This is a genomic window from Rhizobium sp. WYCCWR 11152 (assembly GCF_013087615.1).
In the GTDB taxonomy this organism is placed as follows: domain Bacteria; phylum Pseudomonadota; class Alphaproteobacteria; order Rhizobiales; family Rhizobiaceae; genus Rhizobium; species Rhizobium indicum.
This window is the reverse complement of sequence record NZ_JABFCP010000008.1, coordinates 16225-29876: the sequence shown is the minus strand read 5'-3', so window position 1 is coordinate 29876 and position 13652 is coordinate 16225. Positions and strand designations below refer to the sequence as shown.

The window sequence follows — 13652 nt, the reverse complement described above, 5'->3', positions numbered from 1 at the left end:
GCGGCGGCGGTTGAAAAAAGTCGGGCGCATCTCAAGCGCGTTTCGCGGGTGGCCATCGGCCACCCGCATATTGAACTACCTCCGCGCAGACGTCAGAGCCGAGCCTCCAGCACCATGTTGAATGGGGTCTCCGTCGCGCGCCGCACCTTCGAAAAGCCGCCCGCCTTGAGCACCTCGGTCAGCTTTGTCTGGCCGGCCTGCGCGCCAAGCGCGGCGCCCACTTCCTGGCCGAGCGAGGCCGGGACGCAGGTGTTCGCCGAGGCGGCATAGAAGACGCGGCCGACGGGGTTGAGGTTTTCGGCCAGGCTGTCGCCCGCCATCGGCTCGACCAGCATCAGCGTGCCATCCGGCTTCAGAGCCTGGGCGATATGTCTGACGGCGCCGACCGGGTCGCCCATGTCGTGCAGCGCATCGAAGATGGTGACGAGGTCGAAGCCCGCCCCCTCGAAATCCTGCGCCCGCGCCGTCTCGAACCGGACATTGCTCATGTCCTTTGCGTGGCCGCTCGCATGCTCGATCGAATGGGCGTGGAAGTCGATGCCTGTAAACTGCGACTTCGGAAACGCCCTGGCCATCAGCAGGGTCGACGAGCCGAAGCCGCAGCCGATATCGGCAACCCGCGCGCCGCGCTGGAGCTTCTCGACGACACCTTCCAGCGACGGAAGCCAGCTCTCAACGAGATTAGCCTTGTAGCCCGGCCGGAAGAAGCGGTCGGTGCCGCAGAACATGCAGTTGCACCGGTCCGTCCACGACACGCCGCCGCCATGGCGGAAGGCATGGGTGAGCTTGGCGCGATCGGCATAGATGGCGTCGAGGGCGACAAAGCCGCCGATCATGTTGACCGGGCTGTCCTCGACGGCAAAGACCGCCGCCTGTTCTGCCGAAAGCGTAAACCTGCCGGTCGCCGCGTCATAGTCGACAAATCCCGACGCTGCCTGGGCGGCCAGCCATTCCCTGACGTAGCGCTCTTTTGTGTCGGTCGCTTCGGCGAGCTCGATCGATGAGATCGCTCCCCTCTCCGCCATCTTGCGATAAAGACCCAGCTCCTCGCCGATGATGACAAGCGCGGAATTCTGCGCCGCTCCGAGCTCATTGACCATGACGCCGAGCAGCGTCTGCAATTTCTCGATATTCAGTTCCATTGATGCGATACCCTCTCCATCAGGCAGCGGCATGCCGCCCGTTTCGAAGCGTCTTTTACGTGTTGCCAATGGTTCGCAGCAGAGGCAGGATGGCCGCTATGAAGCCGATAGAGCCACATTCCCAGAACGCCGGGCGCCCGTTGCGGGTCAGCATCGTCGCATTTCCGGAATGCGACCCCTCGATCATGTACGGCATCTTCGACACGCTGTGGATCGCCGGCGCCAACTGGAAGAGCAGCTCGAACGAGCCGACGAGCGAGGTGATGTTCGCGCCGCGCCTGGTCGCCGCAGAGCCTGGCCCGCTGAGGCTGATAACAGGCGTGACGATCATGCCGCAGGAAACGATCGATGACATCGAAGAGACTGACTATGTCCTCGTTCCGAACGTGCTTGTCGACACGCCAGAAACCATCAGGGCGCTCGACCGCAGGCTCTTGAACTGGATTGTCGAGATGCACCGGCGCGGCGCCCGCCTGCTGGCCGCCTGCGGCGGCTCAATCGTGCTTGCCGAGGCGGGGCTGCTGGAAGGGCAGTCGGCAACGACGCACTGGATGTATGCGCCGCTGTTTCGCAGTCAGTTTCCGAATGTGGAGCTTAAGGAAGAGCGCATCCTGGTCCAGGCCGGCGCTGGTCATTCGATCGTCTGCGCCGGCGGCGCATCATCCTGGCAGGACCTGACGCTCTTTCTCATCGCCCGGCATGCCGGAACGGCCGAAGCCATCCGCATATCGAAGATCTTCCTCTATCAATGGCATCGCGATGGCCAGCTGCCCTACGCCTCGATGATCGCTAATGCCGATCACGGCGACGCCGCGGTGAAGAAATGCCAGGAATATGCCCCCCTGCACTACCAGTCGGCGGATATTGTCGCCGAGCTACTCAGGCTTTCCGGGCTGCCGAAGCGGTCCTTTGACCGCCGCTTCAGGAAGGCGACGGGTTATTCGCCGCTCGAATATGTCCAGTGGCTCCGCGTCGAGGAAGCCAAGCAGATGCTCGAGATGGAGGATGGGCCGATCGAGGAGATTGCGCTCGAAGTCGGCTATTCCGACCTCGCCTCCTTTCGCCGCCTGTTCCGCAAGCTGGCAGGCCTGACGCCCGGCGAATATCGCCGCCGATTCCGGCTGCCCGCCAATGTCGAGGCGGCGCTACAGGCAGCGGCGCCGGCAACGCGGGCCTGAGCACGATGCCTCGCTCGACGAGATCGGGAAGCGGACTCGACCAGCCCGCCTCCATCAGGATGTCACCACTCGATGACGTCGCTGCGACTAACCGGCCGTCTTGTCGAGCACACTCCAGTTGAAGCCCTTCGCCCAGTCGGCATAGCTGTGCCAGCCGACCTCAGGGAAATCCCGGCGCAAGGCGGCGATATCGGCGTCGTAGCCGGTGCGGTCGAACCATTCGAACATCAGCGCCGTATCCTCGCTCTGCTGCCGTATCGCCGCGATCGGCAATTCCCGGTAAGTGATTGGGCGGCCGAGCGCCTCGGTGAGGATCTTCGCCTGCTGCTCGCCCGACAATTCGTCGCCGGCAATATCGAAACGCTTGCCGAACACCTGCTCACGCCGCTCGGCCAGTGCCGCGACGAAAGCGCCGATGTCATCGATGGTGATCTGCTGCAGCACGCGAGCGGGCGGCAGGGCGGCGGCATAGACGCCCTGGCGAAGCCCGTCGATCGCCCAGGGCGCCACGGTGTTCTCCATGAAGGCGACGGGTGCGCTGATCGTGTAAGGGATGCCGAGGCCTGCAATGTGCTTCTCGACGAGATACTTGCTGTCGAAATGCGGAATGCCGGTCTTCTTGTCGGCATCGGCGACGGAGGAATAGATCAGGTGGCCGATGCCGGCGGCCTTTGCCGCATCGGCGGCGGCAATGCCCTGACGGGTTTCCGCGTCCGTTCCGGCCTCGTAGCTGTTGCCCATCAGGAACATCGCGTCGACGCCCTCTGCCGCCGCCGCCACCGATGCCGCGTCGTCAAGATCGCCGGCGGCGACCTGGACTCCTGCCGCGGTCAGCCGCTTTGCGCCGTCGCTCTCGGGCCGGCGGGTGATCGCCTTGACGCGGTGTCCCCGCGTCATCAACGCGCGTACAACCGCGCCGCCTTGCTGGCCCGTGGCGCCTGTGACCAGTACGCTTCGTGTGTTGCTCATCTGCCTGCTCCTTGTTGTGACTGATGAAGCAAAGTTAGGGCCTGTCGCATTGAACCATAATGGCATATAATTGGAAAACATCGTGCCATCCTAGGATACAATGCTCGATCTCAACGATATCATGATCTTCGCCCGAGTCGTCGAAGCGGGCAGCTTTACCGCCGCCGCGCGCTTGCTCGGCATGCCGAAGACGACGGTAAGCCGCCGTATCGCCGAGCTGGAACGCGAACTTGGCGTGCGGCTGCTGCAGCGCACGACCCGCAGCCTCAACCTGACGGCTTCAGGACGTCTCTATTACGAAGAAATCAGCCAAGCGCTGCGCACTATCGAAGGCGCCAACCAGCGGCTTGCCGAAGCGCGTGCGGAGCCTGCCGGCACGATCCGCATATCGGCGCCGGTCGGCTTCGGCGGTCACTTCCTCCAGGATGCGATCTTCGAATTTCTTTCGACCTACCCGAAAACGAGCGTCGAGCTGCGCCTGACCGACGACAGGCTGAACCTCGTCGAAAACGGTATAGACCTCGCCTTCCGCACCGGCATCCTCGAAGATTCTACCTTGGTCGCCCGCAAACTCGGCTCGATGCACCGCCTTCTCTGCGCAAGCCCGGATTATCTCTCCCGCTGCGGCCCGCCCGCTGCGCCTGAAGATCTCGTCCGCCACGACTGCGTCATCGCCGGCCAGGCCGCCCATGCGCAATGGCTGCTTGAAGGCCCGCACGGCCAGGAAACGGTCGCGGTTTCGGGCCGCTTCGCCGCCAACGAGATGCAGGCGGTGATGGCCGCCGCGATCGCCGGCCATGGCATTGCGCAATTGCCGCACCGATTCGCCGAAGCCTGCATCAAGGACGGGCGGCTGCGCCGCGTTCTCGACGGCTATACGACCCCGGCCGGCGGCTTGCATGTCGTCTATCCCAGCAGCCGGCACCTGCCGCCTTTGGTCAAGGCATTCATCGAACTGGCCGTCAGACGGCTGAACGCCACGGGAACCGGCGGGGGCGATGATTTCGCGATTGTCTCGCGGTAGGATGAAATCCGCCCGGCCTTGGTCACACTTCCTTCAGCACTACCTTGCTGTCGAGGCTTCCGATCAAGGTTGCGCTCGCCTGGTTGAGGCCCGCGACCTCCACGGCAATGCCGTGCGCTCCGAACCGATGCACGACCTTGTCAAGCGCGGCAACGGCGGTGATGTCCCAGAAATGCGCTTCGGACACGTCGATCAGCACCAACTTGCCGACCGCGTCCTGAACGTCGAAGGCTTCGACGAAGACGTCGGCGGAGGCAAAGAACACCTGGCCGGCCACGCGATAGGTCAGCCGCCCGGCGGCTTGGTCGGGCGCCACGTCGACGCGCAGCAGGCGGGCAACCTTGAAGGTGAAGAACACGCCGCTGAGCAGCACGCCGACCGTCACCCCGAGCGCCAGGTTGGCCGTGAAGACGGTGACGAGGACGGTCGCCACCATGACGGCGCTCGACATCCTGGGATGAATGATGACAGCTCGAAGCGACGACCAGTCGAACGTGTCGATCGATACCATGACCATGATCGCCACCAGTGCGGCGACCGGAACCTCGGAGACCCACGGCTTCAGCAGCACCATCAGGATCAGCAGGAACGCGCCGGCAAACAGCGTCGAGAGCCGGCCGCGCCCGCCATATTTCACGTTGCTCACCGTCTGGCCGATCATACCGCAGCCGGCGATGCCGCCGAAAAGGCTGGCGGCGGCGTTGGCGAGGCCGAGACCGGTGCATTCGCGGTTCTTCGAACTCGGCGTATCGGTGAGATCGTCGACGACGCTCGCCGTCATCATCGATTCCAGCAGCCCGACCATGGCAATGGCAAGCGCGGGGGCTGCAATGATCCGAAGCGTTTCCAGCGCCAGCGGCACTGCCGGCCAGCCGAACACCGGTAGCGAATCCGGCAGCTTGCCGAGATCGGCGACAGTGAGAACCGGAAGCCCGAGCGCTATCGAGGCGACGGTCAGGATCAGGATGCAGATCAGCGGCGACGGGATCGCGGTGGTGACCCGCGGCGTGAGATAGATGATGACGAGCCCGGCGATCAGCACGGCATATTCCATCCAGCCGACGCCAATGATGTGTGGCATCTGCGCGGCAAAGATCAGGATGGCCAGTGCATTGACAAAGCCGGTGCGGACGGATTTCGACACGAAACGCATCAACACACCAAGCCGCAGCAGGCCGAAAGTGATCTGCATCAACCCCGCCAGCAGCCCGGCAGCAAAGAGATAGGGCAAACCGTGGGCGTGCACCAGCGGTGCCGCGACGAGTGCCACCGACCCGGCGGCGGCCGAGATCATCGCCGGACGTCCGCCGGTAAATGCAATGACGATACCGATCACGAAAGAGGCGAACAGCCCGACCTCTGGGTCCACTCCTGCCACGAAGGAGAAGGCGATCACCTCGGGGATCAGCGCGAAGGTCGCCACCGCTCCGGCAAGCATTTCGCGCATGGGATTGGCGGACCAATCACGGCGGATGGAGGAAAGCAGCATAGGATGGATTCTCGCAAAGCATGGCCGGCCCTACTCTGTCGAGCGGTCGCGTAATGGCATGCAGGTTTTGCGTTGTCTGGCGGATCGGCGGCCAGAAGAGCCACCCGGGGTCTCACCGGGTCCGTGGTGAATGCCTGCGGTATAGACGAGATCTTTACTGCAGCGCAACATTCAATTGCGAAGGACGAAAGCGAAAACGCACGAGCCGAACGCCTCTCGCCGGACGGCACTCTGCTCACCCCTTCGCTTGGGCGCTGAGGAACCGGAAGTCCTCACTGCCAGAGGAAGTCCGGCCCGGTGCTCTGGGAGGTAAGCTTCAGCGTCCCGTCCGGCTGGACGACATAGGTCTCGAACACACGGTAACCGAAATCGCCAAGAAAGGTATTCTTGACCACCGTTCCCGGACGATAGGGCGAACGGAGAACCTTTCCTCCATAGGTGAGGCTGCCGGGAAGAGGCTGCGGATCCCCTGCGCTGGCGCAGGCCGAGAGAGCGAAGAGAACGGCAATGAGCGCGTGTTTCATCCGGACTTCTCCTCGGGCAGGCGCAGCGGCCTGGGCGACGTCGATTTCCTTATAACACGCAGCGCTGCTGCTGTTCAGAACGCAGCTTTGCTGCTGTCGAAGTCTTTGCGTCGGGCCTCCGCCCGCGAGAGCGCACTGGCGATCCTCTCATCGGTAAAGGGCTTGGAGATCACCTCGAGCGCCCCTTCGATACCGTGACCGACATTCTCGGGACTGCCGGTTACGAAGATGACGTCAACCCCATGGCGGTCGATCAGCCGACGCGCCAGCTGGGCGCCACTCAGCCCATCGGAGAGACTGAGATCGACGAGCGCGACATCGCTTCTTTGAGCGTAGGCGAGAGCCTGCTCAACCGTCGAAACCGGCCCGATGGTCTGGTGTCCGGCCTCTTGCGCAATGCGTTCGAGCTCCAGAGCGATAAAATTCTCATCTTCGACGATCATGACCTTCATGGATAAGCCTCCTCCTAGACGGGATGTCAGTCGCACTGCCGGTAGCGGGTAAAACGCAACCGTCCCCGGAATGTTTCCACCTTGAGAAGAATATGTTGGCAACCGGCAAAGTATTAATTTGACTTCGGGATGTCAGGTGCTCCCTGGCCCTTCGGCCATGCGGACAGCCACTTTGCATACTCTTCGACGGACAAGGCCATCGTCCCCAAAGCGAAGGACCGCCTTTCGAAATCACCCGCGTGGAATGGTTGAGGTTCAAGGGCCATCGTGACCAGACATTACTCCGCCCGCGCAAACAACTCCCGGTCCCGGGCGCGGATGGGGTCGGTCCAGTCGCGCTCGAACCAGGGCGTGCCGCCAGGCTGAGGCGGGCGTTTGAGCTCCAGCGGACGGGCCGGGCCGTCGCTTGCTTCGGAGGCGACGCGGAAGATGTAGTGGTCGTACATCCTGAGCGCCTCGATCATGTAGCTGGTCGCAACCGTCCGGTCGCGCACGACGACGAGGTTCTCGCCGTTCTCGTCATCGGCGGGGTTCGAGAAATTATAGGAGCCGAGATAAACGCGCGCCGTCGGCTTGTCGAAATCGAGCACGACGAATTTATGGTGCATGCGCGTGCCGCGCTGGTTGCCGTCGACGCCGGCAAGGCCCGAGGGTTCCGTCAGGAAGGGCGGCGGCACGTTGCCCGTCAAGGCGGCCGCCCGCACCACCCTGCGGCGATTGTCCGGCGTCAGCACGTTGAGGCCGAGATTGCCGGCGCGCACCTCGGCATCGGCGATGCCCATGACATGCACCTCGGGGCGTTCGAGCGCGCGGCCGAGCGCCGGACCGATCGCTCCCCTGGTCATCTGGCCGAGGAAAGCGAGCGAGAACAGCACGCTGGACTGGGCGGTATCGATATCGGCGCCAATCTCGTCCAGCCGGCCATTGGCATCGCTGTGCGGCGAGAAAGCAACCTTGGCGTCGACGCCGTCGAGGCCGAGGTCGATCCAGCCGGCGGAACTTGGCGAGTCGCGGAAGTCTTGGGCGCGTTTGGCGGTGAAATAGCTCTCGAAGGCGGTGAAATAATCGTCGATCGCCTTTTCGCTGTGGACGGCAAGGCTGTTGTTCGACTGCACATAGAGCCCGCGCCAGCTGAGATTGGTCGAACCGTAGAGCACTGTCGAAATGCCGCCGCCGCGGACCGCGATCGACTTCTGATGCTGCAGGTTGGCCATGTGCTGGCGCTTGACGTTGGCAATACCCGCCGAGGTGATCAGCCGCTCCGCCGCCCTCGTCTCCGGCGAATTCGGGCGGCCGTGGCCCTTGGTGCGGTCGCTGTCGTCGATGATGATCTTGAGCCTCGGCCCCAGTGCCTCCAGCCGGGTGACCACCTCGGGCAGGTTGAGATCATAGGCGATGACGCGCACCTCGGCGCCCGCGTTGCGCGCTTTGTCGAGCAGCGCAAGCGTTTCGGCCCGCGCCTCGAAGCCCATCCAAGCGAGCGCCCGCTCGGCATCGGCGTGCGTCGGCACGAAGTCCAGCCCCTCATCGCCGACAGGCGGCACCAGCGTGATGATCGTCGGCGCGTCGGCGGCAAAATTGCGCACGAAGGCCTGCGACGAGACGAAGCCGCGGGTGAAGGCGACGTTCAGCTTGCCGGGAATGGTCTCGCGCATCAGCGCCAGTTCCGCCTCCTGCGCCTCGCCCGATGTCAGCGCGCCCGCGGCATCCATGAACTTGGGCGTGACGCGATAGAGAAACTTGCCGGGCAGATCGGCGTTGAAAGGAAAATGCACCCAGCGGAACTTCTGGATCGGCGCCTCGGTGGTACGGATGCCGTCGTCTGGAACCGGTTGGCCCGGAAAGCCGATGCGGTTGCGCACCGTCTTAAAGAAGTCCGTACCCGGCTCACGATACTGGATGGCGAAACCGACGAAATCGATCGGCGGTCGGCCATTCTTCCAATCCATGCCGAGCAGCACCATGCCGTCGCCGCGATGGATGGTCAGCGCAAAAAGCGCTGCCGCATTCCTGCCGGTCACACGAAAATCCGTATCCATGCCAGCCTCCCCTGGAAATCGGGCGAAATCTAGCATGGTTCCGTGACAGTAAGGAGATATGTTGGTGAATTTTTGCGCGCAGAAGGTGCAGGGAGGCGACGGTACCGAGCAAGCGCCAGCGCCGCCACGACCTGCCCAGCTGATGCGTCGTCATGAAAGGAGATTTGCGGTTGAGCAGACTTTCAGACGGACCGCCGTACCCTCCTGCCGGGACGGAAGATACGGCCGGACCGACCTACGGTTTCTCGTTTGCACTCTCGGCCCGAAACGCCGCCTCCCCCGCATCTGACACCTCGACCCATTTCTTGTCGGGCTCGGCGTCCGGCACATAGCTGTCGTGCCAGTTCCACCACTTGTAGGTCGGGGTCTGGGGATAGCCCTCGGGCGAATTCTCCCAAACTTCCTGGCGGCCGAGCGGCGTGATGTCGAGATAGTTCCAGGTACCGCCCATCTGCTCGTCGCCGCGGTTGTTGATGAAATAGGTGCGGAAGATGCGTTCGCCGTCGCGGTAGAACACGTTGGTGCCGTGCCACTCGTCAACGCCGAAGTCCTTGTCGAAGCTGTCGGTGATCGCGACCCACGGCATCGTCCAGCCCATCCGCGCCTTCAGCCGTGCAATGTCGGCCTGCGGCGCACGCGAGGCAAAGACCAGCGTTGTGTCGCGCGCGTTGAGATGCGCGACATGGGCAACCTGATCGGCAACCATCGAGCAGCCTCGGCAGGCATGTTCGGGCCAGCCGAACACGCCGGGCTCGTAGAAGGCGCGGTAGAGGATGAGCTGGTGTCTGTTTTCGAACAGGTCGAGCATGCTGACTTTGCCCTGAGGACCTTCGAACGCATAGGCCTTCTCGACAGCCATCCACGGCATGCGCCGGCGCTCGGCGGCCAGTGCGTCGCGTGCGCGGGTCTCAGCCTTTTCCTTCACGAGCAACTGCTCGCGGGCCGCCTCCCAGGCCTGCGGCGACACGACCGGTGGCTTGTGCATGGCTTGTCCGCTTTTTCCATTCTCGGCTGAAGCAGTCATGGCTTTCCATCTCCTCATTGGGGCGATTTCTGGGGCTTGGAAGCCCGGTTCATCGCGCATTGGTCTGAGATAGTTTCGCATCGGAAATCGAACAGGGGGAGTAACAAGTGTGACCGTATTCCATGAAACCGCCGGTCGCAGCCGTAGCGCGCGAGTGGTGTTGGCCGGGAGCGCGTCCATTAGCGCAATCTTGTTTACGAGTTGCACACGTGCTAAAACGCGACAAAACGGCGCATACGAACCCTGATCAAACCGAGATCGTGCCCGTGAATACTTTTATCGCGACTGTTGTTACGCTTGTCATTGGCGTCCTGCCGGCATGGGCAGGTCCTTTGCACCAGGCGGCCAAGGACGGCGATATCGCCCGCGTCACACAGTTGCTGGACCAACGCTCCGATCTGTCGGAGCTCGATGAGGCGGGCGAGCCGGCGCTGATTATCGCGTCATTGGCGGGCCATGCCGATGTCGTCGTTCTTTTGCTGGATCGCGGCGCCGACATCGAAATTCGCAACAAGGGTGGGCTGACGGCGCTGCATGCAGCAGCCTATGGAGGAAATCTGGAGGTGGTGAAACGGCTTGTCGCCGAGGGAGCTGATGTCAACGACAGGAAGAATTTCTATCAAATGTCGCCGCTGCACGGCGCCGCCGAAGAGGGCCGCACCGACGTGGTCGCTTTTCTGCTGACGAAGAGCGCGGATGTCGAAGCGACGGAAAGAAACGGGTACACGCCTCTCACTCAAGCCGGGTGGCGGGCGCATTGGGACACGGCCAAATTACTCATGGAAGCCGGTGCTGTTTGCCAGAAAGCCGAGCTTGTGGGCGAACCGCTCTACAAGGAATGCACCAAACGGCAATAGCATTTCGCTTGAAGTAACAGACCGCGTCCGGGAACGGAGCTTGTTATGTCTTATCATGTGCAAAAATGCGGCCATGCGCGAAAATCCGGAAAGAGAATGGGCGTGGCTGTTGGCGCTGCGGTCATGCTGCTTTCCTTCCTTCAGCCTGCGGGGGCCGAGGAACTCGTCAATACCGGCTATTTCGGCGATATCGCGATCAAGGGCTACGACCCGGTCGCCTATTTCACTGAAAACCAGGCCGTCGAAGGATCCGAGACATATTCCCACCACTGGCTTGGCGCGACTTGGTATTTCGCCAGCGCTAAAAATCGCGACCTCTTCAAGGGCGATCCATCCAAATATGCGCCGCAATATGGCGGCTATTGCGCTGACGGCGTGTCTTTCGGGACAGTAACCACCAATATCGATCCGAAAGCCTGGCGGATCATCGATGGCAAACTGTACCTGAGCTATGACCCCGGCGCGGCCGAAGGCATGGAGAAAAATCCGACCAAGGTGACCGACTCGAAGAAGCATTGGTCCGAAGTGCAGCAGACGCTGATTTCGGAGAAGATGCACACCGTCTGGCAGCAACCGGATACGAAATGAAGCCGCAACGCCCGGCCCGTCAGGGTGTGGGTGAAAAGAACGTCAAGGCGCGCGGCGTGACATGGACGTATGGCCTGTCGCGCTGCTCGCCTGAGGTGTTGCGGTAAACATATCCGCACACCATCCGGTCGAGGAAATAGCCGTCGAATTTTTCGCAGAGACTGTCGCCCCGCACCTCGACGATACCGGTGATGTTGGTATTCGCGCTGCGATAGGCTGTGTTTCCAGCCTTGTCGAAATACTGAGTGAAATCCGTGCCGTTCTTGTGCTTGCCTGTCCAGCTCTTGCCATCGACAAGATTGCGCAGATCTGCCTCGCCGAGCCTGTCGGCTTGACTGCCTGTAAAACCGAAGGGCCATTCGGGAATGCCGGCCTTTCGCAATCCGGCCAGATGGCGCTGCAGATCGCCGTCCCGCCAGTAATCATAGAGATAGCCATAATAGGTGAGATTGCTTTCCGGGAAGAGCTCCAGCAGCTTTGCCGTCTCCGCTGCAGCCCTCGTTTCATTGCCCTGGTCGGCATAGGCCGCCGCCAGATATTCGCGTGCCGGCTCGACCTTCGGCAGGCTGTCGAGCGTCGGCTCTATCAGCGAGATCGCGCGCTGATCGTCACCCGCGGTATAAAAGACGATCCCCGCCAGCAGTTGAAAACTCGACGCCGGCGAAGGGTCGAGCCGCAAAGCCTTTTCCATCTCCGTGATGGCCTGCCCGCTGCTTCCGGTGTGGACCAGTATGAGAGCGAGGTTGGCGGCGGCCTCCGCATCGTTCGGCTCCATGGCAACCGCCATGTTGGCGGAATTTTTGGCCTCCGTTTCGCGTCCATCCACCCATTGCAGCAGGGCAAGCACCGTGTGCGCCCTGGCATTGTTGGGATCGAGCTTGAGGGCTTGCCCGGCGGCGTCATAGGCGATCTTGCGGGCGACGGCAGCCGACCAGAGGTAATTATAGTCGTTGCGCCAGACATCGACGGCCACCCGCGCGATTCCCGCATGGGCATTGGCAAAGCCCGGATCGAGATCGATCGCTTTCTGGTAGAAGGACAGCGTCCGACGATAGGTATCGACATCCCTCAAGATGAAGCCTTCCTGCTCGGCCCGCGTGTAAAAATCGTAGGCTTCGAGATTTTCGGTCGGGATCCGGGCCAGTTGGTCGCGCTCACGGGCGCTGAGCTTGACCGACAGGGCCGAGATGATCTTGCCGATCACATCGTCCTGAACGGCAAAGAGGTCGGCATATTGGCGATCGTAGCGCTCAGCCCAGAGCGACAGGCCGCTGACCGCGTCAATCAGTTTGACATTGATCCGCAGCCGCGGCCCGGCGCGCTGCAAGGTTCCTTCGAGCACATATTTCACGCCGAGTTCGGCGGCCACGTCCTGGATCTTGCCGACGGAGTCCCGGATGGCGAAGACCGAGTGGCGGGCGATGACGAAAAGACCCGATACTTTGGACAATTCGGTGATCAGATCGTCCGTCAACCCCGCTGCAAGATGGTCGTGCTCAGTGTCGCCGCTGACATTGATGAAGGGCAGAACCGCGACTGAGGGCCTGTCCGGCAACGGATAGGCAAAACGTTCGCCAGGCCCCGGCGGCTTTGCCGGCATCCATGGCTGCCACCAGAGTGCTGCGCCCGCAAGCGCGAGGACAATGGCCGCTGCTATGCCGGCAACAAGACGGCGTCTCGGCAGCCGCCTGCGGGTCTTGATAGTCTTGCCGGCAGCAGTCGGGTCAAGCAGGATGCGATAAACCCGGATCGGTTCGGTGATGCTCTTCAACCGCTGTTCGCCGAGCGAAGCGAAACCGACCGGGATTTTCGATTTCACCTGGTCGTATGTCGTGCCCGATATGGCGATACCGCCCGGTTCCGCCTGCGCCTGAATTCGATCGGCGATATTGACGCCGTCACCCTGGATGTCTTCGCCCTCGACGATGATATCGCCGAGATTGATGCCGATCCGGAACTCGAGCCTGTGCTCCGGGAGGGCCGCAGCACTCTCCGTGGCTTTCAGTTGCTGGACCTCCACCGCGCAACGCAAGGCATCAACGACACTCTGGAATTCGACCAGCAGACCATCGCCCATGGTTTTGACCAGCCGGCCGTGATGACGCTCGATCGCCGGCTCGAAGATATCGTTCTGGTCCGCCTGAAAACGCGCACGGGTGCCCTCTTCGTCGATCTGGCTCAATCGACTGTAACCGACGACATCAGCGATCAGGATTGCTGCAAGACGGCGCTCCATCCCCGGTCTTTCCTGGAGAGCGAATGTATTATTAACAATATCCTACAGTATGTCCTGCCGCGATGCTATCGTCGGACCGCGCGATATTCAACTTAGCGATGCTATCGGATGACAAAACAGACGTCTGCCG

General features: G+C 62.2%; 12 protein-coding genes and 1 other annotated feature. Of the genes, 4 read left to right on the top strand and 8 right to left on the bottom strand.

Annotated elements, in window-relative coordinates:
• Positions 1 to 92 precede the first annotated feature (92 nt).
• Positions 93 to 1142 carry a class I SAM-dependent methyltransferase gene (locus G9X67_RS09975; RefSeq protein ID WP_171598613.1) on the bottom strand — a complete coding sequence of 350 codons (1050 nt, stop codon included), beginning with the start codon at positions 1140 to 1142 and terminating at the stop codon, positions 93 to 95.
• A 98-nt stretch (positions 1143 to 1240) separates the two neighbouring features.
• Here G9X67_RS09975 and G9X67_RS09970 point away from each other — a divergent pair, with 98 nt between their 5' ends.
• Positions 1241 to 2320, top strand: coding sequence for a helix-turn-helix domain-containing protein (locus tag G9X67_RS09970; protein ID WP_171598612.1), 1080 nt, complete (start codon positions 1241 to 1243; stop codon positions 2318 to 2320).
• Positions 2321 to 2407: 87 nt separating this feature from the next.
• Here the strand turns inward: G9X67_RS09970 and G9X67_RS09965 are convergent, their stop codons facing one another.
• Complete coding sequence (locus G9X67_RS09965; RefSeq protein ID WP_138387406.1) at positions 2408 to 3289, bottom strand: NmrA/HSCARG family protein; 882 nt, start codon at positions 3287 to 3289, stop codon at positions 2408 to 2410.
• 100 nt (positions 3290 to 3389) lie between these two features.
• Between G9X67_RS09965 and G9X67_RS09960 the strand changes: the two genes are divergently transcribed.
• Positions 3390 to 4313 carry a LysR family transcriptional regulator gene (locus G9X67_RS09960; RefSeq protein ID WP_138329047.1) on the top strand — a complete coding sequence of 308 codons (924 nt, stop codon included), beginning with the start codon at positions 3390 to 3392 and terminating at the stop codon, positions 4311 to 4313.
• Positions 4314 to 4335: 22 nt separating this feature from the next.
• On the opposite strand, the gene G9X67_RS09955 is transcribed toward G9X67_RS09960, so the two are convergent.
• The 5 genes from G9X67_RS09955 to G9X67_RS09935 all read right to left on the bottom strand — a co-directional run bounded on the left by G9X67_RS09955 (position 4336) and on the right by G9X67_RS09935 (position 9841).
• On the bottom strand, positions 4336 to 5802 hold the full coding sequence (locus G9X67_RS09955) for a SulP family inorganic anion transporter (RefSeq protein ID WP_171598611.1): 1467 nt from the start codon (positions 5800 to 5802) through the stop codon (positions 4336 to 4338).
• 70 nt (positions 5803 to 5872) lie between these two features.
• Positions 5873 to 5928: a sequence feature (sul1 is cis-regulatory element that is thought to sense ions involved in sulfur or methionine metabolism; They are found in Alphaproteobacteria), on the bottom strand.
• Positions 5929 to 6074: 146 nt separating this feature from the next.
• Positions 6075 to 6326 carry a hypothetical protein gene (locus G9X67_RS09950; protein WP_131663617.1) on the bottom strand — a complete coding sequence of 84 codons (252 nt, stop codon included), beginning with the start codon at positions 6324 to 6326 and terminating at the stop codon, positions 6075 to 6077.
• A gap of 74 nt (positions 6327 to 6400) precedes the next feature.
• Entirely contained in the window at positions 6401 to 6778 is a 378-nt protein-coding gene (locus G9X67_RS09945; RefSeq protein WP_171598610.1) for a response regulator, read from the bottom strand.
• 278 nt (positions 6779 to 7056) lie between these two features.
• The gene (locus tag G9X67_RS09940) at positions 7057 to 8817 is read right to left on the bottom strand and encodes a phospholipase D-like domain-containing protein (RefSeq protein WP_171598609.1); all 1761 of its coding nucleotides are present in this window, start codon (positions 8815 to 8817) and stop codon (positions 7057 to 7059) included.
• A gap of 235 nt (positions 8818 to 9052) precedes the next feature.
• Positions 9053 to 9841 (bottom strand): thioredoxin family protein, encoded by a 789-nt coding sequence (locus G9X67_RS09935; RefSeq protein ID WP_138329042.1) that lies wholly within the window; start codon positions 9839 to 9841, stop codon positions 9053 to 9055.
• A 209-nt stretch (positions 9842 to 10050) separates the two neighbouring features.
• On the opposite strand from G9X67_RS09935, the gene G9X67_RS09930 reads away from it, so the two are divergent.
• Positions 10051 to 10698 carry an ankyrin repeat domain-containing protein gene (locus G9X67_RS09930; protein ID WP_171598608.1) on the top strand — a complete coding sequence of 216 codons (648 nt, stop codon included), beginning with the start codon at positions 10051 to 10053 and terminating at the stop codon, positions 10696 to 10698.
• Between the two features lie 96 nt (positions 10699 to 10794).
• On the top strand, positions 10795 to 11286 hold the full coding sequence (locus G9X67_RS09925; RefSeq protein WP_138329040.1) for a YHS domain-containing (seleno)protein: 492 nt from the start codon (positions 10795 to 10797) through the stop codon (positions 11284 to 11286).
• Between the two features lie 19 nt (positions 11287 to 11305).
• On the opposite strand, the gene G9X67_RS09920 is transcribed toward G9X67_RS09925, so the two are convergent.
• The gene (locus G9X67_RS09920) at positions 11306 to 13522 is read right to left on the bottom strand and encodes an adenylate/guanylate cyclase domain-containing protein (RefSeq protein WP_171598607.1); all 2217 of its coding nucleotides are present in this window, start codon (positions 13520 to 13522) and stop codon (positions 11306 to 11308) included.
• Positions 13523 to 13652: the final 130 nt, after the last annotated feature.

Bases quoted from the DNA above. Each gene is read 5' to 3' on its own strand.
- G9X67_RS09920 (WP_171598607.1), bottom strand. From the start codon at position 13,522: ATGGAGCGCCGTCTTGCAGCAATCCTGATCGCTGATGTCGTCGGTTAC.
- G9X67_RS09965 (WP_138387406.1), bottom strand. From the start codon at position 3,289: ATGAGCAACACACGAAGCGTACTGGTCACAGGCGCCACGGGCCAGCAA.
- G9X67_RS09960 (WP_138329047.1), top strand. From the start codon at position 3,390: ATGCTCGATCTCAACGATATCATGATCTTCGCCCGAGTCGTCGAAGCG.
- G9X67_RS09970 (WP_171598612.1), top strand. From the start codon at position 1,241: ATGAAGCCGATAGAGCCACATTCCCAGAACGCCGGGCGCCCGTTGCGG.
- G9X67_RS09925 (WP_138329040.1), top strand. From the start codon at position 10,795: ATGGGCGTGGCTGTTGGCGCTGCGGTCATGCTGCTTTCCTTCCTTCAG.
- G9X67_RS09940 (WP_171598609.1), bottom strand. From the start codon at position 8,817: ATGGATACGGATTTTCGTGTGACCGGCAGGAATGCGGCAGCGCTTTTT.
- G9X67_RS09935 (WP_138329042.1), bottom strand. From the start codon at position 9,841: ATGACTGCTTCAGCCGAGAATGGAAAAAGCGGACAAGCCATGCACAAG.
- G9X67_RS09945 (WP_171598610.1), bottom strand. From the start codon at position 6,778: ATGAAGGTCATGATCGTCGAAGATGAGAATTTTATCGCTCTGGAGCTC.
- G9X67_RS09950 (WP_131663617.1), bottom strand. From the start codon at position 6,326: ATGAAACACGCGCTCATTGCCGTTCTCTTCGCTCTCTCGGCCTGCGCC.
- G9X67_RS09955 (WP_171598611.1), bottom strand. From the start codon at position 5,802: ATGCTGCTTTCCTCCATCCGCCGTGATTGGTCCGCCAATCCCATGCGC.
- G9X67_RS09975 (WP_171598613.1), bottom strand. From the start codon at position 1,142: ATGGAACTGAATATCGAGAAATTGCAGACGCTGCTCGGCGTCATGGTC.